General features: G+C 75.1%; 18 protein-coding genes and 1 riboswitch. Of the genes, 10 read left to right on the top strand and 8 right to left on the bottom strand.

The genetic code is table 11. The annotated features are described in order from the left end of the window. Nucleotides 1–95 precede the first annotated feature (95 nt). Genes ADY01_RS15065 through ADY01_RS15055 form a run of 3 tightly spaced genes read left to right on the top strand, consistent with a single transcriptional unit; the run spans nucleotide 96 to nucleotide 3,141 of the window. On the top strand, nucleotides 96–1,715 hold the full coding sequence (locus tag ADY01_RS15065; RefSeq protein ID WP_049572378.1) for an ABC transporter ATP-binding protein: 1,620 nt from the start codon (nucleotides 96–98) through the stop codon (nucleotides 1,713–1,715). After that, on the top strand, nucleotides 1,712–2,611 hold the full coding sequence (locus ADY01_RS15060; RefSeq protein ID WP_420715714.1) for an ECF transporter S component: 900 nt from the start codon (nucleotides 1,712–1,714) through the stop codon (nucleotides 2,609–2,611). The genes ADY01_RS15065 and ADY01_RS15060 overlap by 4 nt, the downstream gene beginning before the upstream one ends. Nucleotides 2,612–2,628: 17 nt before the next feature. After that, nucleotides 2,629–3,141, top strand: coding sequence for a hypothetical protein (locus ADY01_RS15055; RefSeq protein ID WP_049572372.1), 513 nt, complete (start codon nucleotides 2,629–2,631; stop codon nucleotides 3,139–3,141). Nucleotides 3,142–3,321: 180 nt separating this feature from the next. Here ADY01_RS15055 and ADY01_RS15050 read toward each other — a convergent pair whose 3' ends face one another. Next, nucleotides 3,322–4,866 carry a helix-turn-helix domain-containing protein gene (locus tag ADY01_RS15050; protein WP_053170860.1) on the bottom strand — a complete coding sequence of 515 codons (1,545 nt, stop codon included), beginning with the start codon at nucleotides 4,864–4,866 and terminating at the stop codon, nucleotides 3,322–3,324. A gap of 119 nt (nucleotides 4,867–4,985) precedes the next feature. After that, nucleotides 4,986–5,169, top strand: a riboswitch (cobalamin riboswitch). Between the two features lie 174 nt (nucleotides 5,170–5,343). On the opposite strand from ADY01_RS15050, the gene metE reads away from it, so the two are divergent. Beyond that, nucleotides 5,344–7,689 (top strand): 5-methyltetrahydropteroyltriglutamate--homocysteine S-methyltransferase, encoded by a 2,346-nt coding sequence (gene metE / locus ADY01_RS15045; RefSeq protein ID WP_049572370.1) that lies wholly within the window; start codon nucleotides 5,344–5,346, stop codon nucleotides 7,687–7,689. Nucleotides 7,690–8,120: 431 nt separating this feature from the next. Here metE and ADY01_RS41825 read toward each other — a convergent pair whose 3' ends face one another. Together ADY01_RS41825 and ADY01_RS15035 are read right to left on the bottom strand one after the other, a co-directional pair. Then, complete coding sequence (locus ADY01_RS41825; protein ID WP_063784232.1) at nucleotides 8,121–8,453, bottom strand: hypothetical protein; 333 nt, start codon at nucleotides 8,451–8,453, stop codon at nucleotides 8,121–8,123. Nucleotides 8,454–8,582: 129 nt separating this feature from the next. Further along, nucleotides 8,583–9,728 carry a glutathione-independent formaldehyde dehydrogenase gene (locus ADY01_RS15035; RefSeq protein ID WP_049572368.1) on the bottom strand — a complete coding sequence of 382 codons (1,146 nt, stop codon included), beginning with the start codon at nucleotides 9,726–9,728 and terminating at the stop codon, nucleotides 8,583–8,585. Nucleotides 9,729–10,060: 332 nt separating this feature from the next. Between ADY01_RS15035 and ADY01_RS15030 the strand changes: the two genes are divergently transcribed. Genes ADY01_RS15030 through ADY01_RS15020 form a run of 3 tightly spaced genes read left to right on the top strand, consistent with a single transcriptional unit; the run spans nucleotide 10,061 to nucleotide 13,233 of the window. After that, the gene (locus ADY01_RS15030) at nucleotides 10,061–11,347 is read left to right on the top strand and encodes an extracellular solute-binding protein (RefSeq protein WP_049572363.1); all 1,287 of its coding nucleotides are present in this window, start codon (nucleotides 10,061–10,063) and stop codon (nucleotides 11,345–11,347) included. Continuing rightward, nucleotides 11,344–12,333, top strand: a complete 990-nt coding sequence (locus tag ADY01_RS15025) for a carbohydrate ABC transporter permease (protein ID WP_049572360.1) — start codon at nucleotides 11,344–11,346, stop codon at nucleotides 12,331–12,333. The genes ADY01_RS15030 and ADY01_RS15025 overlap by 4 nt, the downstream gene beginning before the upstream one ends. A gap of 15 nt (nucleotides 12,334–12,348) precedes the next feature. Further along, the gene (locus ADY01_RS15020; protein WP_049572357.1) at nucleotides 12,349–13,233 is read left to right on the top strand and encodes a carbohydrate ABC transporter permease; all 885 of its coding nucleotides are present in this window, start codon (nucleotides 12,349–12,351) and stop codon (nucleotides 13,231–13,233) included. A gap of 13 nt (nucleotides 13,234–13,246) precedes the next feature. On the opposite strand, the gene ADY01_RS15015 is transcribed toward ADY01_RS15020, so the two are convergent. Genes ADY01_RS15015 through ADY01_RS15005 form a run of 3 tightly spaced genes read right to left on the bottom strand, consistent with a single transcriptional unit; the run spans nucleotide 13,247 to nucleotide 15,707 of the window. Continuing rightward, nucleotides 13,247–13,849: a bifunctional 4-hydroxy-2-oxoglutarate aldolase/2-dehydro-3-deoxy-phosphogluconate aldolase gene (locus tag ADY01_RS15015; RefSeq protein ID WP_049572349.1), complete on the bottom strand. Its 603-nt coding sequence runs from the start codon at nucleotides 13,847–13,849 to the stop codon at nucleotides 13,247–13,249. After that, nucleotides 13,846–14,688, bottom strand: coding sequence for an IclR family transcriptional regulator (locus ADY01_RS15010; protein ID WP_063784233.1), 843 nt, complete (start codon nucleotides 14,686–14,688; stop codon nucleotides 13,846–13,848). The genes ADY01_RS15015 and ADY01_RS15010 overlap by 4 nt, the downstream gene beginning before the upstream one ends. 5 nt (nucleotides 14,689–14,693) lie before the next feature. Then, on the bottom strand, nucleotides 14,694–15,707 hold the full coding sequence (locus ADY01_RS15005) for a sugar kinase (protein ID WP_234320238.1): 1,014 nt from the start codon (nucleotides 15,705–15,707) through the stop codon (nucleotides 14,694–14,696). 233 nt (nucleotides 15,708–15,940) lie between these two features. Here ADY01_RS15005 and ADY01_RS15000 point away from each other — a divergent pair, with 233 nt between their 5' ends. Together ADY01_RS15000 and ADY01_RS14995 are read left to right on the top strand one after the other, a co-directional pair. Further along, complete coding sequence (locus ADY01_RS15000; RefSeq protein WP_049572343.1) at nucleotides 15,941–17,764, top strand: serine/threonine-protein kinase; 1,824 nt, start codon at nucleotides 15,941–15,943, stop codon at nucleotides 17,762–17,764. Nucleotides 17,765–17,788: 24 nt separating this feature from the next. Beyond that, nucleotides 17,789–18,286, top strand: coding sequence for a hypothetical protein (locus tag ADY01_RS14995; RefSeq protein ID WP_049572340.1), 498 nt, complete (start codon nucleotides 17,789–17,791; stop codon nucleotides 18,284–18,286). 27 nt (nucleotides 18,287–18,313) lie between these two features. Here ADY01_RS14995 and ADY01_RS14990 read toward each other — a convergent pair whose 3' ends face one another. After that, entirely contained in the window at nucleotides 18,314–19,411 is a 1,098-nt protein-coding gene (locus ADY01_RS14990) for an aminoglycoside phosphotransferase family protein (RefSeq protein WP_049572334.1), read from the bottom strand. A gap of 236 nt (nucleotides 19,412–19,647) precedes the next feature. Here ADY01_RS14990 and ADY01_RS14985 point away from each other — a divergent pair, with 236 nt between their 5' ends. Then, nucleotides 19,648–21,129 carry a hypothetical protein gene (locus ADY01_RS14985; protein WP_049572329.1) on the top strand — a complete coding sequence of 494 codons (1,482 nt, stop codon included), beginning with the start codon at nucleotides 19,648–19,650 and terminating at the stop codon, nucleotides 21,127–21,129. An 89-nt stretch (nucleotides 21,130–21,218) separates the two neighbouring features. On the opposite strand, the gene ADY01_RS14980 is transcribed toward ADY01_RS14985, so the two are convergent. Next, a partial coding sequence (locus ADY01_RS14980) for a PP2C family protein-serine/threonine phosphatase (protein ID WP_049572327.1) occupies nucleotides 21,219–21,984 on the bottom strand: 766 nt, incomplete at its 5' end.

The following is a 21,984-nucleotide window of genomic DNA, read 5'->3' as shown; positions in this document are numbered from 1 at the left end:
CCGCCGCCCCCCCCCCCCCCCCCGCGGGCAGGGCCGCCCGCGGGGGCGCGCGCGCCGGGCCCGGGGGCCGACGGGCAGCCGAAGGAGACCGTCACGTGATCACGTTCGACCGGGTGAGCTTCACCTACCACGGCGCGGAACGGCCCGTCCTCTCCGGCGTCGACCTCCGCATCGGCGAGGGCGAGCTGTGCCTGGTGGCCGGGCGCACCGGGGTGGGCAAGTCCACGCTGCTCGGGGCGGTCAACGGGCTGGTGCCCCGGTTCACCGGCGGGCGGCTCGGCGGCCGGGTCACCGTCGCGGGCACCGGCACCGAGACCCGTTCCCCCCAGGAGTTCGCCCACCTCGTCGGCGTCGTCGGCCAGGACCCGCTGGCCGGGTTCGTCACCGACACCGTCGAGGAGGAGCTCGCCTACGGCATGGAACAGCTGGCCGTCCCCCCGGAGACCATGCGCAAGCGGGTCGAGGAGACGCTCGACCTCCTCGGCATCGCCGAGCTGCGCCACCGCCCGCTGCGCACCCTCTCCGGAGGCCAGCAGCAGCGCGTCGCCATCGGCTCCGTCCTCACCCCCCACCCCGCCGTGCTGGTGCTGGACGAGCCCACCTCCGCCCTCGACCCGACCGCGGCCGAGGAGGTGCTCGCCGCGGTCCTGCGGCTGGTCCACGACCTCGGCACCACGGTCCTCGTCGCCGAGCACCGGATGGAACGGGTCCTCCAGTACGCCGACCGGCTGCTCCACCTCCCGGGCGACGGCACCGTGCGCGACGGCGTCCCCGCCGAGGTGATGGCCGACTCCGACGTGGCGCCTCCCGTCGTCCACCTCGGCCGGATCGCCGGCTGGCACCCGCTGCCGCTCTCCGTCCGCGACGCCAGGCGCCACGCGCCCGCGCTGCGCGCCGGGCTCGCGGGCCGCCTGCCCCCGGCCCCCGCGCCGCCGGCCCCCGGCGAACCCGCCCTGGCCGCGCGGAAGATCACCGTCGCCTACGGCCGCACGGTCGCCGTTCGCGAGGTGGATCTCGCCCTGCGGCCCGGCGAGGTCACCGCGCTGATGGGGCGGAACGGGTCGGGCAAGTCGTCGCTGCTGTGGGCGCTCCAGGGCTCGGGGCCCCGCCGCTCGGGCGGTGTCGAGGTGGCGGGCGAGGACCCGGGAGACCTCCCCGCCCACCAGGCCCGCGCCCTGGTGGGCCTGGTTCCGCAGTCCGCCACCGACCTGCTCTACCTCCAGACCGTCGCCGCCGAGTGCGCCCAGGCGGACGCCGAGTCGGGCGCCTCGCCCGGAACCTGCCGCGGCCTGCTCGACACGCTCTCGCCCGGCGTCCGGGGCGCGGCCCACCCGCGCGACCTCTCCGAGGGGCAGCGCCTGGCCCTGGTCCTGGCCGTCCAGCTCACCGCGGCGCCCCGCGTCACCCTGCTCGACGAGCCGACCCGCGGCCTCGACTACCACGCCAAGCGGGCCTTCGGCCGCACCGTGCGCGACCTGGCGGCCCGCGGCGGCTCGGTGCTGATCGCCACCCACGACGTCGAGTTCGTCGCCGCCACCGCGGACCGCGTCACCGTGCTCGCCGAGGGCGAGGTGGTCGCCGACGGGCCCACCGCCGACGTGATCTGCTCGTCGCCCTCGTTCGCCCCCCAGGTCGCCAAGGTGCTGCGCCCCCAGCCCTGGCTGACCCCCGACCAGGTGGCCCACGCCCTCACCGCGCCGGAGGCCGCCGTATGAACGCGGGCCGCCGTATGAGCGCGGGCCGCCGAACGGGCTCCGGCCGCCCGACGGGTCCCCCGCGGGCGGTCGTCGCGCTGCGCGTCGGGCCGCGCGCCGCCGTCGTGCTCGCCCTCGCCACGGTCATCGGCCTGGCCATGTTCTGCTGGCCGCTGCTCTCCCCGCCCGAGCCCGAGGCCATGGCCCACGCCGGGGACGCCCCGCTGCTGTTCGTCCTGCTGCTCCCGGTCGTCCTCGGCGTCGTCCTCGCGGAGATCTCCGAGGGCGGCATCGACCCCAAGGCCCTGGCCCTGCTGGGCGTCCTGGCCGCCGTCAACGCCGCGCTGCGCCCGCTCGGCGCCGGAACGGCCGGGATCGAGACCGTCTTCTTCCTGCTGATCCTGGCCGGGCGCGTCTTCGGCCCGGGGTTCGGCTTCGCGCTCGGCACCGTCTCGCTGTTCGCCTCCGCGCTGCTGACCGCGGGCGTCGGCCCCTGGCTCCCGTTCCAGATGATGGCCGCCGGCTGGGTCGGCCTGGGCGCGGGCCTGCTGCCGCGCCGCCCCACCGGCCGCGCCGAGACCGCCCTCCTGGCCGGGTACGGGGTGCTGGCCGCCTACGCGTTCGGCTTCGTCATGAACCTGTGGTTCTGGCCGTACGCCACCGGCCCCGGCACCGAACTGTCCCTCGACCCGGAGGCGGGCGTCACCGAGAACCTGCGCACCTTCGTCCTGTACACCCTGGCCACCTCCACGCTCGGCTGGGACACCGGCCGCGCCCTCACCAACGCCGTGGTCCTCACCGCCCTGGGCCCGGCCGTTCTGACCACCCTGCGCCGCGCGGCCCGCCGCGCGGCGTTCGACACCCCCGTCACCTTCGACGCCCCGTCCACCGAGCCCGCGCGCTCGGCGACCTCCTGAGGAGCCCCGTGTCCCGCATGCCCATATCCCGCATCGGCGCCCGCACCCGCGTCCGCCGCGCCGCCGCGCCCCTGGCCGCGTTCGCCCTCTGCCTCGCCGCCGCCGCGGCCACCCCGGCGACCGCCGCCGCCCCCGTCGCCGCGGCCGACCCCGTGACCGTCTCCCTCCTCCTCACCGGCCCGGGGGGCACGGTCTTCGACGGCGAGGTGACCACGACGGGCCACACCGTCACCCCGGCCACCGGCGGCGCCCACCTGTGTGACGGCACCAACCTGGACGCCAACCCGGCGGCGGGCGCCACCCCGACCGCCGCCCTCGACGACGCGGCCGACGAGAACGGCTTCGACTGGGACGGCGTCTGGTACGCCTCCTTCGAGGACTACCTGGTCACCTCGGTGGCCGGGCAGGCCCAGACCGCCGACTTCTTCTACCTGCTGTCCGTCAACGGCGCCCCCACGTCCGTCGGCGGCTGCCAGCTCCTCCTCGACGAGGGCGACGAGGTCGCCTACACCTGGACCGAGGTCTCCTGACCGCCGCCCGTCCCCCGTCCCGGGGCGGGCCGGTCCCCCGTACCGGCCCGCCCCCCGGCTTCCGGATCCGACGGTAGGGGAGGCGGGGCGGCGGGCCAACGTGCACCGTGCCCAGTTCACGCCGCGAACCGCGCACGGTGCACAGCCATGCCGCCGTGCCGCCGCCGCGCCGTCCCGGCCTCAGCGCAGGCCGGGCGGGGGCGCTATGCGGCCAGTGATGTGGAGGGCGTGCACCAGGTCGTACACGCCCGAGCCGCCCGTGAGGAGGTCGCGGTCCAGCAGGCGCTGCGCCGTCGCCAGGTGGGCCGTCACCGTGTTGCGGCTGATTCCCAGCCGCCTCGCGGTCCGCTGGGCGTCGGCGTTGGACTCGATCCACGCGCTGAGCGTGGCCCGCGGGTCCAGACGGTGGCCGTGCCGTTCCAGGGGCCTGAGGAACCCCGCCGCCCACGTGCCCGCCGCCTCCCCGCCCAGCGCCGGGCCGAGCCCCGCGCCCGCCCGTTCACCGGGCCGGCCCGGCGCCGGGCCGGTGACGCTCAGCGCGAGGGCCACCACCGCCCGGGTCGAGACCTCGCCCAGGTCGAGGCCGAGGGCCTGCCCGGCGCGTCCGAGGTGCTGGGCGACCGTGTTGCGGCTGACGCCGAGCAGCCGCGCCACGCCCGACCTCGGGAACTGGAGGGCGAGCCGGGTGATCGAGACGGTCAGCTCGGGAGCGGGCGCCAGGGGCCGCAGCAGGCCCTCGGCCCAGCCCCTGACGGCCTCGCGCGGCAGGATCTCCGCGAGGGACGCCTCGCCCTGGAAGACGGCGACCCGTCCCTGGTGGTGGCGGGCCGCGGCCAGGGCGTGCGTGGCCTGCTGGTACGCCTGCTCCGTTGCCGCGAGCGTGTGCGGCCTGCTCGCTCCCAGCAGATACCGCTCCCGCTCGGCGACGAGCCCCCGCAGCAGGCCGGGCAGGCCCCGGCGGTCGGCGCCCTCGCCCTCGTCCTGGGGAGTGAGGCAGATGAGATGCCCGCCGTAGACCGGGCAGCGCACCATCAGCCCCCGGCCGTGGTACCCGGAGGGGTCCTGGTACGCCTGCGCGATGCGGTCGCGCTCCTCCGGCGCGCAGCGCAGCAGCCAGACCCGCAGGCCCTCCGCGTCGAGGAGCCGGGGCACCGCGCCCGCGGTGATCCGGCGGGCGAGCATCACGTCCCCCGCCATCAGCGCCATGAAGACGGCGAGGCGCACCTGGTGCGCCTTGCCGTGGTAGGCCAGCGACACCTGCCCGGCCCCCCGCGCGCGATCGAGCGCGGCGATCACGCTGCCCGCGTGCGACACCCGCGACCGCGCGCGGGGGGTGAGCGCCCTCGTGCCGGCGACCACGAGCACCGGCCGCGGCGCGGTGCCCACGGCCTCCATCAGGATCCGGAACGCGCCCTGCCGCCCGGCGACGGAGGCCACCTCGCCCGCGGCCAGCCGCCCCAGCGCGGGCCCGAGCGGCGTCAGGACCTCCTCGGGGAAGCCCGAGGTCGCCCGCTCCACCGCGCCCGAGGGGCCGATCAGCGCCACCTCGACGCCGAACCGCCGCCGCAGCCAGCCCGTCACCGCGTCCAGCGCCCCGCCCGCCTCGGGGCGCCTGGCCGCGTGCCCGAGCAGCCGCAGGAACTCGTCGAGCCCGCCCTCGGCCTCCGTCCGGTCCGACGGAACGGACGGATCGGACGGATCGGACGCGTCCCCCTCGTGTGTCATGGCTCCCACCCCTCGCCCACCCCTGGTGTCGCGTGAGAACGAGTCTTCGCGCGGCGGGGCCGGAGTGCCAGAGGGGGATCCGGCCGCCGGGACCGGGGCGTTAGGCTGGCCGCCGCAGCTGGTTCGCCCTGCCATCCGGGCAGGCGCGTCGCAAGAGGGAACCCGGTGGGAATCCGGGACTGCCCCGCAGCGGTGAGCGGGAACGACCGCCGTCACACGCACTGGACCCCCAGGGGTCCGGGAAGCGACGGCCAGTAGGCGTCTGCCCCCGGCAGAAGCGCCCGCGAGTCCGAAGACCTGCCACTGCCCGCGCGCGGCCTCGCGCGCGGACGTCCCGGTGACCTTCGAGGGCGGGTCGGCGACCACAGGGCGGGAGCGACGCGGCGGTGCCGCGTTCCCCCTCGGCCCTGTGCCGCCCCTTCGCGCCTTCGGCCCGTCCCCGGGACCGATGGGAGAACACTCGCGAAGGAGAGTCCCATGACCAAGAAGTCCACGGCCACGGCGTCCACGGCCGCGGCTCCCCGGGCCACCGTCCACGGCTACCCCCGCCAGGGCGGCGACCGGCAGCTCAAGAAGGCGATCGAGGGCTACTGGAGCGGCCGCGTCGGCGCGGACGCCCTCCGGGCCACCGCCGCGGAACTGCGCGCCTCCCGCTGGCGCGAGCTGGCCGGGGCGGGCCTCGACGAGGTCCCCACCGGCGACTTCTCGTACTACGACCACGTCCTCGACGCCACCGTCATGGTCGGCGCCGTGCCGGCCCGGCACCGCGCCGCCCTCCGGGCGGACGCCCTCGACGGGTACTTCGCCATGGCGCGCGGTACCCGGGAGGTGGCGCCGCTGGAGATGACCAAGTGGTTCGACACCAACTACCACTACCTCGTGCCCGAGGTGGGCCCCTCCACCCGTTTCGCCGCCGACTCCAGCAAGCAGGTCGCCGAGCTGCGGGAGGCGCTGGGCCTCTCGCTCGCCGCCCGCCCGGTCCTCCTCGGCCCGGTCACCTACCTGCTGCTCGCCAAGCCCGCCCCCGGCACGGCGGAGGACTTCGAACCGCTCACCCTGCTCGACCGGCTGCTGCCCGTCTACGCCGAGGTGCTGGCGGACCTGCGGGCGGCGGGCGCCGAGTGGGTCCAGCTGGACGAGCCCGCGCTCGTCCAGGACCGCACCCCCGCCGAACTGGCCGCGACCGCCCGCGCCTACGCGGAGCTCGGGGGCGCGGCCGATCGGCCCCGGCTGCTGGTCGCCTCCTACTTCGACCGGCTGGGAGAGGCGCTGCCCGTGCTGGCCAAGGCCCCGGTCGAGGGGCTCGCGCTCGACTTCACCGGCCCGGCCGCCGCCAACCTGGACGACCTCGCCGCCGTCGGCGGCCTGCCGGGCAGGCGCCTGGTCGCGGGCGTGGTCGACGGCCGCAACGTCTGGATCAACGACCTCACCGCCTCGTTGACCACCCTCGGCACCCTCCTCGGCCTCGCCGAGCGGGTGGACGTGGCGACCTCCTGCTCCCTGCTGCACGTTCCGCTCGACGCCGCCGCCGAACGCGACATCGACCCGCAGATCCTCCGCTGGCTCGCGTTCGCGCGCCAGAAGACGGCCGAGGTCGTGACGCTGGCACGGGGCCTGGGGGCGGGCATCGACAGCATCGCGGCGCGACTCGCGGCCAACCGCGCCGACCTGGCCTCCCGCGTCGGCTCCCCGATCACGCGCGACCCGGCCGTGCGCGCCCGCGCCGCCGCCGTCACCGAGGCCCAGGCGCGCCGTTCCCTGCCGTACCCCCGCCGGGCCCTGGCGCAGCGCGCGCGCCTCGGGCTGCCGCCGCTGCCCACGACCACCATCGGCTCGTTCCCGCAGACCGCCGAGCTGCGCGCGGCCAGGGCGGCGCTGCGGGCCGGGCGGATCGACGCCGCCGCCTACGAGTCCCGCATCGAGGCCGAGATCCGCGAGGTGATCGCCTTCCAGGAACGCGCCGGGATCGACGTCCTCGTCCACGGCGAGCCCGAACGCAACGACATGGTGCAGTACTTCGCCGAGCAGCTCACCGGCTACCTCGCCACCCGGCACGGCTGGGTGCAGTCCTATGGCACGCGCTACGTCCGCCCGCCGGTCCTCGCGGGCGACATCGCGCGGCGCGGGCCGATGACGGTGCGCTGGACCGCGTTCGCCCAGTCGCTCACGGACCGGCCGGTCAAGGGCATGCTCACCGGTCCGGTCACGATGCTGGCCTGGTCCTTCGTCCGCGACGACCAGCCGCGCGGGGAGACCGCCCGGCAGGTGGCCCTCGCCCTGCGCGACGAGGTGGAGGATCTGGAGGCGGCGGGCACCGCGGTGATCCAGGTGGACGAGCCGGCGCTGCGCGAGACGCTTCCCCTGCGGGCGGCGGGTCACCCCGCGTATCTGGCCTGGGCCACCGAGGCGTTCCGGCTGACCACCGGCGGTGTCCGTCCCGAGACCCAGATCCACACGCACATGTGCTACGCCGAGTTCGGCGACATCCTCGGGGCCATCGAGGACCTGGACGCCGATGTGATCAGCCTGGAGGCGGCGCGTTCGCATATGCGGGTGGCGGGGGAGCTGGCCACCGCCGGGTATCCCCGCGAGGCGGGGCCCGGGGTGTACGACATCCACTCCCCGCGCGTGCCCGGCGTCGAGGAGGTGGCCGCGCTGCTGCGGAAGGGACGCGAGGCGCTCCCCGCCGACCGGCTCTGGGTCAACCCGGACTGCGGCCTGAAGACCCGGGGCTGGCCCGAGGTCAGGGAGGCGCTCACCCACCTGGTGGCCGCGGCCCGCGAGATCCGCGGCACCCGAGAGCCCACCGCCGACCACGGCTGACGGCTGAGGGATGGGGTGTCCGCGTCCGCGGGCTCGGCTGCGGATAGCCGCGGACCCGGGAATCCGCCGCTGACGATCGCGGCTGACGGCTGAGGGACGGGGTGTCCGCGTCCGCGGGCTCGGGTGGCCGCCGCTGACGGCTGGCGGCCGGGGACGCGGTGTCCGTGTTCGCGGGGTCCGAGCTGTCCTCGGCCGTCCGCGGGCTCGGGTGCGGGTGGCCGCGGCGCCCGGGAGTCCGCCGCCGACGATCGCGGCTGGCGGACGCGGTGTCCGCGTCCGCGGGGTCGCCCCCGGGCGGGTCCGCGGGCTCGGGTGGCCGGGGACGCGGTGTCCGTGTTCGCGGGGTCCGAGCTGTCCTCGGCCGTCCGCGGGCTCGGGTGTGGGTGGCCGCGGCGCCCGGGGGTCCGTCGCCGACGGCTGCGGATGCGCCGTCAGCTCGCGGTGTCCGTGTCCGTGTCCGTGTCCGCGTCAGCGGCGTCGGCGTCTGCGGGGGCCGAGTCGCCCTCGGCCGGGTCCGCGGGCTCGGCCGCGTCCGGGGGTTCGGCCGCCTCGCTGTCGACGGTGGAGGTGCTGCCGAAGATGGCGGCGTGCTCCAGCACGTCCTCCAGCGGGTCGTCGATCTGGCCGGTCCCGATCAGCGCGAAACGGGACCCGATGTGGGTGTCCCCGTTGTAGTGCTCGTCGGCGGTGGCCGTCCCCGCACCCAGGGCCGCCACCCCCGCCGTCGCCGCCGCCAGGACCGGCCACCGTGCCCACTTGTTCATTGTCCGCACCTCTCTGCACTCCGCGCTGCGCCTTGCCGCCTGCTAATCACGCGGGCGGCGGAGAGGTTACGGTCCACGCCTGTCGTATGACCGTGCGTCAGGTGAGATGAGAACTCACCCGATCGCCGGTCAGGCGCCGGACATCGCGGGCTTGAGCAGGACCTTCGTCCAGCCGTCGGCGCGCTTGTCGAACTTGTCGTACGCCTCGGGCGCCTGCTCCAGCGGGAGCCGGTGGGAGACGACGAACGACGGGGTGGCCCGGCCCGCGATGATGAGGTCGCGCAGCTGCCGGTTGTACGACTTCACATTCGTCTGACCGGTGGCCATGCGCTGGCCCTTCTCGAAGAACTTGCCCATGCGGAAGAGCAGTTCGCCGTGCTTGGCGCTCTCGCTCGGCCCCCCGGGGTCGGAGGGGACGTAGAGGCCGACGACGCCGATGGAACCGGTCGCGCGGACGGCGTTGACCAGGGTGTTGAGCACCAGCGCGGGCTGCTCGTGGCCCTCGGGGACGTTGGCCTGGTAGCCGACGGCGTCGATGCCGCGGTCGGTGCCGTCGCCGTTCGTCTGGTCCATGATCTGCTCGGCCGCGTCGCCCTTGGTGAAGTCGATCGGAACGGTGCCGATCTGCTCCGCGAGCCGCAGCCGGTCCGGCTGCCGGTCGACCACGAAGACCTTGGCGGCGCCGCGGATCAGGGCCGAGTAACCGGCCATCAGCCCGACGGGCCCGGCGCCGAAGACGCAGACGGAGTCGCCGGGGCCGACCCCGGCCAGCTCGGTGGCGTGGTAGCCGGTGGGGAAGATGTCGGCCAGCAGCGAGAAGTCGTCCTCGTGCACGTCGCCGGGCGGCAGCTTGAGGCAGTTGAAGTCCGCGAAGGGCACGCGCAGGTACTCGGCCTGCCCGCCGCGGTAGGGGCCCATCGACACATAGCCGTAGGCGCCGCCGGCGAACCCCTTGTTCACGGTGAGGCAGAACCCGGTCCGGTTCGCCAGGCAGTTCTTGCAGAAGCCGCAGGCCACGTTGAACGGCAGGACGACGCGGTCGCCCTTCTTCACGGTCGCGACGCCGGAGCCGACCTCCTCGACGACGCCCATGTTCTCGTGGCCGAAGACCATGCCCGGCGCCGCGCCGGTGCGCCCCTCGTACATGTGCAGGTCGGAGCCGCAGATGGCGGTGGTGGTGACCCGTATGACGACGTCGGTCGGATCGAGGATGTGCGCGTCTTCGACGTCCTCGACGGTCACGGAGTAGGGCTCTTGATAGACGACCGCCTTCACAACTGCCTCCCGGGGGGCCTAGGGTGTCGCTCGCGGTTCCGCACCTTTCGCGCCGAAATGCCCGCTCCTTTCCACCATAGGGACGCCGACCGGAACCCGCGACAGCGGGAAGCCGTCCCCGGGTGCGGATCGACCACGAGCCCGTCACCGTCCGCCGCCGCACGCGCACGCCCCGCCGTGTACGGGCCGGGGCCCGGGCGGGGTGACGGTGAGAATCGACCACCGCTGCCCAGGTGTGACCATTGGCGGTCCCCGGGCGGACTCCTAATCTCGGACCTCAATCAGCGGCGCCCGGCATCTGGCCGGAAACCGACCTGACATGGAGAGGTGGTATGCCGACTCTGAGCGCGACGAAGCGTTCGCTGAGCCGCAGGCGCCTGCTCGGCGGCGCGGTCGCCGGCGCGGCGGCCCTGGCCGGAACCGGCGGATGCGGCTTCACCCGGACGTCGGGCGACGGCCTGGTCTTCGGCTTCCACGGCGACATCAACGCCATCGGCCTCTATCAGCGGGCGGGCGACCTCTTCCAGCGCCGCAACCCCGGCGTCACCATCGAGTACACCTACGCGGACTCGCTCGGCTTCTTCCAGCGGCTGCCCCTGATGTTCCGCGCGGGCACCGCCCCCGACGTCATGGTGGCGGCCGAGAGCTGGGTCTCGGGGCTCAGCCAGCTCGGCGGCTGGGCGGACCTCACCCCGTTCCTCGAACGGGACGGCCTCACCGCCGACACCTGGGTCCCCGGCGCCCTGACCCCCGCGCAGATCGGCGGCGAGACGCTCTGCCTGCCGTGCCTGGTCTATCCCAAGGGCATCGCGTACAACCTCACGCTGATGCGCGAACGCGGCGTCGCCCCGCCGGGCGACCGGTGGAGCGAGGACCAGTTCGTGGAGACGGCCGCCGCGCTGAGCGGCGAGGCCGGCGGCGGGCGGGTCTTCGGGCTGCACAACGGATTCGGCACCGCGCAGCCGTGGGACGTCCCGACGATCTACGGCGGCCTGCCGTTCGACCCGGTGGCCCGCGAGATGAGGGCCACCTCGCCCGAGGTGACGCGCTCGCTCCAGCTGATGTCCGACCTGGTGCACCGGCACGGCGCGATGCCGGACGCGGGCGGCGCCCAGGAGCAGGACACGCTCAACTTCACCAGCGGCCGGTTCGGGCTCGGCCTCTTCGCCGGGTTCTCCCTCACCCCGTGGACCGAGCAGATCGGGAGCAACTTCGAGTGGGGCGTCGCCCCGCACCCGGAGGAGTGGTCGGGCACCTACCAGAACGCCAACGCCGCCGTCTTCGACGGGTCCCCGCGCAAGGAGGAGGCGTGGGAGTTCGTCAAGTTCCTCTCCACGGACCCCGAGGCGCAGGAGATCCTCGGCGCGGTCGGCACCCCCGCGCTGCGCGGATCGGCGACGGCGTGGACCCGCGCGCTCCGGGGGCCCGCCCGCGACTACCCCTGGGACGCGCTGCTCGCACGCATGGACGACCAGGTCGTCGCCTACCAGGGCGGGGTCTTCAACAAGATCTGGGACCTGCTCGGCGTCGCGGTCCAGGCCGTGGAGAACAGCGGCGAGCCGGTGGACGAGGCGCTGCGCACGGTGCAGGAGCGCGGAACGGAGCTGCTGCGCGCATGACCACCGAGACCACCTCCCGGACGCCCCCGGCCCCCCGGGACCCGCGCACCTCCGGCACCGGCCGGGCGGCTGCCGGGTCCGCCGCGCCGAGGCCCACCCGGTGGCAGCGTCTGCGCCGGTCGGAGTCCGCCGCGTTCTACCTCTTCCTCGCGCCCTGGCTGGTCGGCCTGGTCGGGCTCACGCTCGGCCCGATGCTCTTCTCGCTGTACGCCGGGTTCACGCGGTGGGACGGCGTCAACAGCCCGGAGTGGATCGGCCTGGACAACTTCCGGGTGATGTTCGGCTCCGACCCCGACTTCTGGCCCTCCTTCGGCCGCACCTTCCTCTACGCGGGCGCCCGGGTGGTCCTCGGCGTCGCCCTGGCGCTGGCGCTGGCCGTCGCCCTCAACACCCGGCTGCCGGGGCGCACGTTCTTCCGGACCGTCTTCTTCCTCCCGGCGATCGTCACCGGCGTGCCGATGTTCGTCGTCTGGGCCTGGATGTTCGACCCCGACCTCGGCATCCTCAACTACCTGCTGAGCACGGTGGGCATCGAGGGCCCCGCGTGGCTGGGCGACACCACCTGGGCCCTGCCCGCGCTGGTCCTGATGAGCCTCACCGCCACCGGCGGTACGATGATCATCTTCCTGGCGGGGCTCCAGGGCGTCCCCATGGAGCTGCGGGAGGCCGCCCTGGTCGACGGCGCGGGCTGGTGGCACCGCTTCCGGGCGGTGACCGTGCCGATCATCTCCCCGGTCATCCTCTTCAACGTCCTGATGGGCCTCATCGCCTCGCTCCAGGTGTTCGCCGAGCCCTTCGTGATGACCTCGGGCGGCCCGGAGCGCTCCACCTACGTCTTCGGGATGTACCTGTACAACGAGGCGTTCTGGTACTCCAACGTCGGCTACGCCTCGGCGCTGGCCTGGGTCCAGTTCCTGGTCATCGTCGCCCTGACCTTCCTGGTGCTCCGCTTCGCCCGGCGACGCGTCCACTACCTGGGATCCTGAGGAGAGAGCCGCCCCATGTCCGCCACCGTCCCGGCGCCCCCTCCGGGCCACGCCCTCCGCCTGAGGCTCACGCGGGGCCGGATCGCCCTGGTGCCCCTCTACGTGCCGCTGACCATCGCCGCCGTCTTCTTCGTCCTGCCGTTCGTGTGGATGATCTCCGGCGCGTTCAAGGGGCCGAGCGAGATCACCGGCTACCCGCCCACCCTCCTGCCCGAGCGTTTCGGCGCCGACAACTTCACCCAGGCCGCGGGCGACGTCCCGCTCTGGCGCTACCTGTGGAACTCCGTGCTCGTCGCCGTCGTCTCCACGGTCGGCACGGTGCTGTGCGCCTCGCTCGCCGCGTTCGCCTTCGCCTATATGCGGGCCCGCGGCAGCCGCCTGCTGTTCGGGCTGGTGCTCTCCACGATGATGCTGCCGCCGTTCATCATCCTCATCCCGTCCTACAGCATCTACCAGTGGCTCGGCTGGCTGGACACCTATCTGCCGCTCACCGTCCCGCACTTCCTCGGCGTCGGCGGCGCCTTCTCCATCTTCCTGCTGCGCCAGTTCTTCCTGGGGATACCGAAGGAGATCTTCGAGGCCGCCCGCATCGACGGCGCCGGCCGGCTGCGGCAGTACGCGACGATCGCGCTCCCGCTGGCCAAGCCGGCGCTGATCACCGTCGCGCTCTTCCAGTTCGTCGCCTCCTGGAACGACTTCTTCGGCCCGCTGATCTTCCTCACGGACTCCTCGAAGTTCACGCTGCCGGTCGGCATCCGCTTCTTCCAGGGGCTCTACGCCACCGAGTACGGGACCCTGATGGCGGCCAGCTGCGTCAGCGTGGTGCCCGTGCTGCTGCTCTTCCTCGTCGCCCAGCGGTTCTTCGTCCAGGGCATCGCCACCACGGGCGGCAAGGGCTGACCCGCTCCGCGCCTCAGGAGCGGGTCATCAGCTCGGCCAGCAGCGGCAGTTGCTCCGGGTCCTCCAGCGCCGAGCCCACCGCGACGGCGCGGCAGCCCGCCGCCAGGAAGTCCGGCGCGTTGCGCGCGTCGAGCCCCCCGGTGGCCACGAACCGCACGCCGGGGAACGGGCCCAGCTGGGAACGGATCCAGCCCGCCCCCAACTGGGTCGCGGGGAACGCCTTGAGCCAGGTCAGCCCCAGCGCCCGCGCCCGGGTGACCTCCGTCGCCGTGGCCACCCCCGGCAGGTGCGGCAGCCCGTGCTCGCGGCACGCCTCGACCACCTCGGGCAGGAACCCGGGGGCCACGGAGAACGCGGCGCCCTCCCGCGCCACCTCGGCGACCTGCTCCACCGAGGTCACCGTGCCGGCGCCCACCGTCTTCCCGCGCGCCCTGGCGGCGGCCACCGCCGCGCGCAGGGACGGCACCGCCGACGGGTCCTGCACGGGCACCTCGACCACCTCGATGCCGAGGTCCCAGGCCCGCTCGCACATCGCCACGGTGCGGTCGGGGTCGTAGCCGCGGAAGATCCCCATCACGGGGCCCGGGGCGAACGCCTGCTCGAAGAAGTCGGTCATGAGTGCCCTCCGGTGGTGCCGTGCCTGTCGTGCGTCTTCTCGTCCGAGTCCGAGTCCGAGTCCGAGTCCGAGCCCGAGTCCGGTCCCGGGCCAGGCTTCGGGATCCAGCCCAGGTCGCGGGAGATCCGTTCCGCCACCGCGCGGATCCGCGGCACGCGCCGGCGCAGCTCGGACAGCGGGGTCAGGGCCTCCAGCGCCGTCACCGAGATCCCCGCGGTCACCGCGCCCGTCGCGTCGCGCAGCGGCAGCGCCACACAGACGACCTGCGGCTCGTCCTCGCCGCCGTCCTCCGCCCAGCCCCGCGCGGCCACACGGTCCAGCTCGGCGCGCAGCGCCTCGGGCGTCGTCAGGGTGGCGGGCGTGTGCCGCCGGTAGCCGGCCCGCGCCAGCAGGCGCTCGCGCCGCGGCGGCTCCAGGTGCGCCAGGATCACCTTGGCCACGGCCGCCGCGTGCAGCACCGCCGGGCGGCCCACGCGCGAGCGCAGCCGCGCCGGGCCGCCGCCGTCGATCTTGTCGAGGTAGACGACCTGGTCGTCCATCAGCGCCGCCAGGTGAACGGTGAGCCCGGTCTCCTCGGCCAGCCGCGCCAGCCGGGGGTGCGCCACGGCGCGCGGGTCGGCCTGGTCGAGGACCTGCTGCGCCAGGGTCAGCACCCGGAACCCCACGGTGTACGTGCCGTCCTGCCGCTTCCTGGCGAACCCGTCCTCCACCAGCGTCCGCAGCAGCCGCAGCGCCGTCGACTTGTGCACGCCGAGCCGCTCGGCGGTCTCCCCGAGCGAGCGGGGCCGTTCGGCGATGAACCCGACGATGTCCAGGGCGCGCGCGACCGTCTGCGACACGCCGCTCAGCTCCCGGCCGCCGTGGCGGCGCCGTCCGCCCACCGGGCCCTGGGGATGCCGATCCCGCGGCAGATGGCGTCGGCGTCCGGCAGCGGCCCGTGGTCGCCGGTGCTGCGCAGCGCCGTTCCGGCGATCAGATGGCCGAGGCGCAGGCGCTCCCGGTGGCCCAGGCCCCGCAGCAGGCCGCTGAGCCAGCCCGCGGCGAACGCGTCGCCCGCCCCCACCGGCTCGATCACCTCCACCACCGGCGCCGGCTCGCGGACCACCGTGTCGCCGTCGAAGCAGACCGCCTCGGTGGCGCCGTCCTTCACCACCAGGCAGGCCGGGGCGCCGATGAGGTCGCGCACGCCCTCGGCGTCGTCCACGCCCCACAGCCGGACCGCCTCGTCCAGGCCCACGAACACCACGTCCGCCGCCCTGGCCAGCCGCAGCAGCTCGGGAGCGGCGTCGCGCCGCCAGAGCCGAGGGCGGTGGTTGACGTCGAAGCTCACCAGGCCGCCCGCGTGGGGACGGTCGAATACCAGCCGCTCCACGAGCCTCCGGCAGCCGTCGGAGAGCACGGGGGTGATGCCGCTGAGGTGGATCACCCGGGGCGCCGCCGCGACGACGGCCTCGGCCGTCGTCTCGTCCATCCCGGAGGCCGCCGAGCCCGCGCGGTAGTAGTAGACCGAACTGCCCTCGGGCGCCGGGTCCTTGAAGAACACGCCGGTCGGAAGGGCGGGATCGCGCTCCACCAGGGAGGTGTCCACGCCCGCCGCCGCCACCTCCCCGACCACCAGGTCGCCCAGCGGGTCGGAGCCCACCCGGCTGCACCACGCCGCCGGGTGCCCCAGCCGGGCCAGCCCCATCGCGACGTTCGACTCGGCGCCGCCGGGGCGCATCACCAGCCGGGAGCGGCCGTCGAGCCGGCCCCCGGCGACCGGGGTCACCTGAACCATCGTCTCGCCGAGGCAGACCACGGCGTGAGCCGTCGCCGCCCCGCCCGTCTCGGCCTGGGCCATTGCAGATATCGCAACCACGGTGCGCATGGTAGTCGCCCCCCGGCCGCCCCGGTGGACCGGGGTCGTCACTTCGCGTGAACCTCGCGCCCCCCGGGAGGCGCCGTTGCGTGGCGAGATCGTTGCCTCTCGGCCGCCCAGAGGTTCGGGAAAGGTATCTTTCCCGCAAGTTGGCATAAGAACGCCCCCGACTGGAAGCCATACTGGGGAGGGTGGGGCGCTGACAGCCGGACTACGGGGGCGAGAGACGGGCGATGGTGGAACGCTCGCTGATCCATGGCCGCTACCAGCTGCTCGAGCTCATCGGGCGCGGTGGCATGGGCGAGGTGTGGCGTGCCCGCGACGAGGCGCTGGACCGGCGGGTCGCCGTCAAGTGCCTGAAGCCGCTGGGCACGCGGCAGGAGGAGCCGTTCCTGCGCGTCCTGCGCGAGCGGTTCCGGAGGGAGGCGCGGGTCGCCGCCGGGCTCCAGCACCGCGGGATCACCGTGGTGCACGACTTCGGCGAGTCCGACGGCGTGCTCTTCCTGGTGATGGAGCTGCTCGACGGGCGGAATCTCAGCGAACTGCTCGCGGCCCGCCGCCCCGAGGGGCTGCCCGTCGGCGAGGTCGCGGACATCGCCGACCAGGTCGCCGCCGCCCTCGCCTACACCCACGGCCAGGGCATCGTGCACCGGGACCTCAAACCGGCCAATGTCATGCGGCTCAGCGACGGCACCGTCAAGATCTGCGACTTCGGCATCGCCAGGCTCGCCCAGGACATCGGCCTCTCCGCCAAGCTGACCAGCGCGGGCATGGCCATGGGCACCCCGCACTACATGTCGCCCGAGCAGATCGCCGGGCTCACCGTCGACCACCGCAGCGACCTGTACTCGTTCGGCTGCGTCCTCTACGAGATCGCCACCGGCGTCCCGCCGTTCGACCTGGGCGACCCCTGGGCGATCCTGCTCGGCCACCGCGACACCCCGCCCGAGCCGCCCCGCCTGCGCAGGCCCGACCTGCCCGCCGCGCTGGAGGAGTTCGTCCTCGCGCTGCTGGCCAAGAACCCGGCGGACCGCCCCCGGGACACCGCCGCGCTGGCCCGCGAGCTGGTCACGGCCGGGCACCGGGACACCACCACCCTGCGCGTGCCCACCCCCCGGCCGCCCGACCGGCTGCCGGACTGGACCCGGGGCATGCGCGCCGGGTCGCGCGCCAGCGGCTCCTGGTCCCTGCGGCTGCCGCCGCCCGACCGCTCCGCGGGCCTCACCGGGCCGTGGACCGGGCTGCCGCCCGCCACCGTGGTCGAGCTTCCCGCCGACCGCACGGGCCCCGCACCCGAGTACCTGGCGGTGCTCGCCAGCCGCCACCGGGCCGGGCTCAGCCTCGGCAGGCTCGGCCGCTGGGAGGAGGCGTGCGACGTGCACCGCGCCGTCTCCGCCGAGCGCGTGCGCGTCCTCGGCCCCGACCACCCCGACACGCTCGCCAGCCAGTACGAGACGGCCTACGCGCTCGGCAGGCTCGGCCGCTGGCAGGAGGCGCTGGAGGGCCACCGGCGCGTCGCCGACGCCTGTGCCGGGATCCTCGGCCCCGACCACCCCGCCACCCTCGACGCCCGGTACGAGACGGGCATCGCCCTCGGCAGGCTCGGCCGGCCCGCCGAGGCCCTGGCGCTCTACACCGAGCTGGCGGGCGCCCGTTCCCGCGCCCAGGGCGCCACCCACCCCGAGACGCTGCGGGCCCGGCACGGCAGGGGCATCAGCCTGGGCCGGCTCGGCCGGTGGGAAGAGGCGCTGGCCGAGGCCCGCGAGGTGTGGGGCGTGCGCGGCCTGGTGCTCGGCGACGACCACCCCGACACCCTCGTCAGCAGGCGCGAGGTCGCGGTGGCCCTCGGCTGGCTCGGCCACTGGGACGCCGCGCTCCAGGAGTACCGCGAGGTGCGGCAGGCCAGGGAGCGGGTGTTGGGCGCCGGGCACCCGGACGCGCTGGCCAGCCGCAACGACGAGGCCCACTGCCTGGAACAGCTCGGCCGCGCCGGCGAGGCGGTCGAGCTGTACCGCCAGGTGGCCACCCTCAAGGACCGCGGAGCGGCCGAGGGCTGAAGGCGCCCCACGTACGATGGCGACATGTCGTTTCTCCGCCGCCGCAACGCCTCTTCACCCGCTGGGCCAGACTTCGACGTGCTGGCCATGGACCCGGGCGACTGGCCCGGCGTGCTCGGTGCCGGGCTGCTGCCCGCGCCCGACGGGAGCTGTCAGGGCGTCGTGCTCCGGTACGACCTGTTCGGCGGCCGGGGCCCGGCCATGGTCATCGGGAACCTGCCGGAGGGCTCACCGGCGCGCGAGGTGGCCGAGGGGGATGTGCCGTTCGAGGTGCACCAGCTGCTGCTGGCCCTGGAGATGGACGAGGAGGTCACGGCCACCGGAGTCGAGGAGGTGCCCGTGATGCACGAGGGCAGCCTGCTGATCGTGCGCCGGATCACCTGCACGGAGGGCAGGATCTCCTGCGTCCAGTTCGACCGCAGCGACGGCGTGCTGGTCACCATCGCCAGCTGGGACCGGCCCATCACCGACGAGCTGTACCAGCTGCTCAAGCCGCTGCCGGCGGAGATGTTCCAGCGCTGAGCCGGTGCGGCGGCGCGGTCGCGCCGTTCAACGGGCCCCGACCGCCGCGCGCACCGCGCGCCTGGCCACCGACCAGTCCTCGTAGAGGCGGCGCAGCAGCCTCCTGCGCCGCTCGCCGTAGGACAGGCCGCCCGCGGCCCGCTCGGGCTCCCCGGCGAGGGCCGACGCCGGGTGGCGGATGGCCCGTTGCACGGACTCCTCGCACTGGCGGATCTGCCGGGTCAGCACCAGCATGAGGTTCACCAGGAACGCTTCGGGTCCCAGCGGCCCCGCCGCCTTCGCGGTCTGGCTGATCAGGCGCCTGGTCCCCGGCGCGTGCGGCAGCGCCGCCCACAGCGTGGCCAGGTCGTAGCCGGGCAGATACCAGCCCGCCTGCCCCCAGCCGAGCACCACCGGGCCCCCGGGGGAGAGCAGCACGTCGCCGGGCAGCGCCCCGCCGTGGCAGAACTGGCGGGGCGGCTGACCGCGACCCCGGGGGCCCAACGCCCGCAGCAGCGCGCGCAGGTCCGAGGCGTCGCGGTCGGTGAGTAACCCGAGGGCGTGGTATCTGGCCAGCTGCGCCGGGTAGTTGACGGCCTCCGGGAACGTTCCCTCCGGTGGCCGCCAGGTGTTGAGCCTGCACACGGCGGAGACCACCGTGCGCAGCTCGGTGGCGGGCGGTCCCGGGGCGGGAGGGCGGCGCGTCGCCGTCCGCCCCGCCACCTGCTCGGTGACCAGCACGCAGCCGTACGGGTCGTCCGCGATCAGCCGCGGCACCCGCACCGGCGGCCGGTGCCGGACGAAGCCGCGGTGAGCCGCTATCTCCCGCCGCAGCGTCTCGGCGCCCGGACCCGCCGCCTCCGGCAGGCACTTGGCCACCACCGCGCGCCGCCCCGTCGTCCCGGCCAGGACCACCGCCTCCGCCCCGTCCCGCAGCAGCTGAACGGGGGTGAACTCCGGGCAGATGCCGTGCACGGACGCCAGCGCGGCGCGCAGCCGTTCCCCTCGTTCGCCGGAGAGGTCCAGCCGGCCCGCCGGGGGCAGGGTCGCGCGCCGGCCGCGGGCGGGCTCGTCCACGGCGGCGCCCTGCGGGCCGCCCGGCCGGTGACGCTGCCGGGGGATCACGGGGGAGGGTGCTGAATACATGAGCGGGCATGGTCCCTTCGTGTGCCGGAAGGTTCACGGCGCCACCGGACCCGGATCGCCCGTCGGCACCCTGGGGAAGTGCCGCGGACGCTCCGGTCCGGGGTAGCGCGGTGTCTACACCACTCCCTGCCACGGGTGGCACACCATGTGGCGAGCCCTGGCGAACCATGGCGAATCCCCCAGAGGGCGTTGCGCGGCGGTTACTGTCAACCAAGCCGAGATTCTGGGGGCTTGATGTGAGCAGACGACCCAACACCCGACTCGCGGACCTGTTCCGGCTGACGGGGTGGTCGAAGGGCGAGCTGGCCAGGCTGGTGAACCGCCAGGCCGCCGCCCAGGGCCAACCGCAGCTGGCGACGGACACCTCGCGGGTGCGGCGGTGGATCGACATGGGGGAGACCCCGCGCGATCCGGTGCCCGAGGTGCTGGCGACGCTGTTCACCGAGCGGCTCGGCCGTGTCGTGACCACCGAGGACCTCGGGTTGCGCCGGCCAGGGGAGGCGGGGAAGCGGCCGTCCCTTCACGGACTGCCGTGGGCACCCAGGCGGACTGCCTCGGTCCTCACCGAATTCACGGGAATGGACCTCATGCTCAACCGACGCGGCATGGTGGGCGCGGGCGCCGCGCTCGCCGCAGGCTCCGCACTCAGCGACGCCATGCACGACTGGCTCCTGGCCGCCCCGGCCCCGGACGCCGGCCCCCACGACAACCCGACCTCGCCCGGCGACCTCGCCGGGCTCGACCGCTACGAGGCCGCTCCGATCGGCTCGGAGGAGATCACGGCCCTCGAACACTCGGTGGAGATCTTCCGCGCCTGGGACGCCTCCCGCGGCGGCGGGCTCCAGCGCAAGGCCGTCGTCGGCCAGCTCAACGAGGTGGGCGGCATGCTCTCCTACCGCCACCCGCCCCACCTCCAGCGCCGGCTGTGGGGGGTGGCGGCCAACCTCGCGGTGCTGGCCGGCTGGATGTCCCACGACGTGGGCATGGAGCCCACGGCGCAGAAGTACTTCGTGATCGCCGCGCACGCCGCCCGGGAGGGCGGCGACCGGCCGCGCGCGGGCGAGGCGCTGTCCCGCGCGGCGCGCCAGATGGTGCACCTGGGGCGGCCCGACGACGCCATGGACCTGATGCAGCTGGCCCGTTCCGGCATGGGCGACGAGTCCCTGCCGCGTACCCGGGCGATGCTGTGCACCATCGAGGCGTGGGCCCTGGCCGCCAAGGGCCAGGGACAGGCGATGCGGCGCATGCTGGGCGAGGCCGAGGACCTGTTCGTCTCCGACCGGGGCAGGGTGCCGCCGCCCAGCTGGATGCAGATGTTCGACGAGGCGGACCTCTACGGGATGGAGGCGCTGGCCTACCGGACCCTGGCCGAGCACGAGCCGGCCGCCGCGGGCACCGCGGAACGGCACGCCAGGCAGGCGCTGTCGCTGCGGGTGGGGGAGCGGCGGCGTTCGAGGATCTTCGACCAGATCACCCTGGCCTCGGCGTTCTTCATCTCGGACGACCCCGACCAGGCCGACCGCTACGCCCGCCTGGCGCTGGCGGCCATAGGGGAGAACTCCTCGCACAGGACCTGGGACCGGCTGCGCGAGATGTACCGGCTGACCGGGCAGTACGCGGGGTCCCCGGGCATCGCCGACCTGCGCGAGGAGATCGCGGAGGCCATGCCGGAGCCCTCGCGCGGCGGGGCGCCCCTGGGCGTCCCCCGGTCCGTCTGAGCTCCGCCCGAGTTCCGCCCGAGCTCCGGCGGCGTCCGGCGCCGGGCGGCGGTCCGCGCCCGGCGGCGGTCCTAGGGGGCCTAGGGGGCCTAGGGCCGGACCCGCGCCACGAGCACGCAGGCGTCGTCCGCCCGCCCCGTCTCGCCGCACTCCTCGACCACCACGCGCAGGCACTCGCGGGCGCTGGTGGCGGCGGCGAGCCGGGGCGCCAGGCCGATCAGCCGCACATCGCCGCTGTGCCCCGTCCTGCCGTCGGGGGGGATGTCCGAAAACAGACCATCCGTGTGGAGCACCAGCACATCGCCCGGCTCCAACCGGTCGGTCCGTTCCTCGTACCCGGCGTCCGTGACGGCGCCGAGCAGCGGGCCCGCAGGGCGGGGCAGCGCCCACCCGGCGCCGCCACGGCACAGCAGCGGCGCGGGGTGCCCGGCCTGGGCCCAGGTCAGCAGGCGGCCGGCCGGCTCGTACCGGCAGCACAGGACGCTGACCAGCACCGGGTGCACGCCGCCGTCGAGCAGCTGGTTCAGGTGGGAGAGCAACGCGCCGGGCCCGGCGCCGGTCAGCGCGATGCCGCGGATCGCGCCGAGCGCGGTGGCCGTGCCCGCGGTGGCGGCCGGACCCCGCCCCGACAGGTCCCCGACGCTCAGCACGGCGGCGGCGTCCGGCAGTTCGAGCGCGTCGTACCACTTGCCGCTCATCGGCGTCCCGGCGCGGGCGGGCAGGAAACGCGCCGCCAGCTCCAGCGTGGCGGGCCGCCCGTCGGGCCGTCCCGCCTCCGGGGAGCCGAGCCAGGGAGCCAGCGGGGAGTCCTCCAGCTCGATGGCGAGCCCCCCTCCGGCCCCGGCCCGCCTCCGC

The organism is Streptomyces sp. SBT349 (assembly GCF_001083795.1).
Classification (GTDB): Bacteria; Actinomycetota; Actinomycetes; order Streptomycetales; family Streptomycetaceae; genus Streptomyces.
The sequence above is the reverse complement of the archived record's forward strand: the minus strand, read 5'-3'. Positions and strand labels throughout refer to the sequence as shown.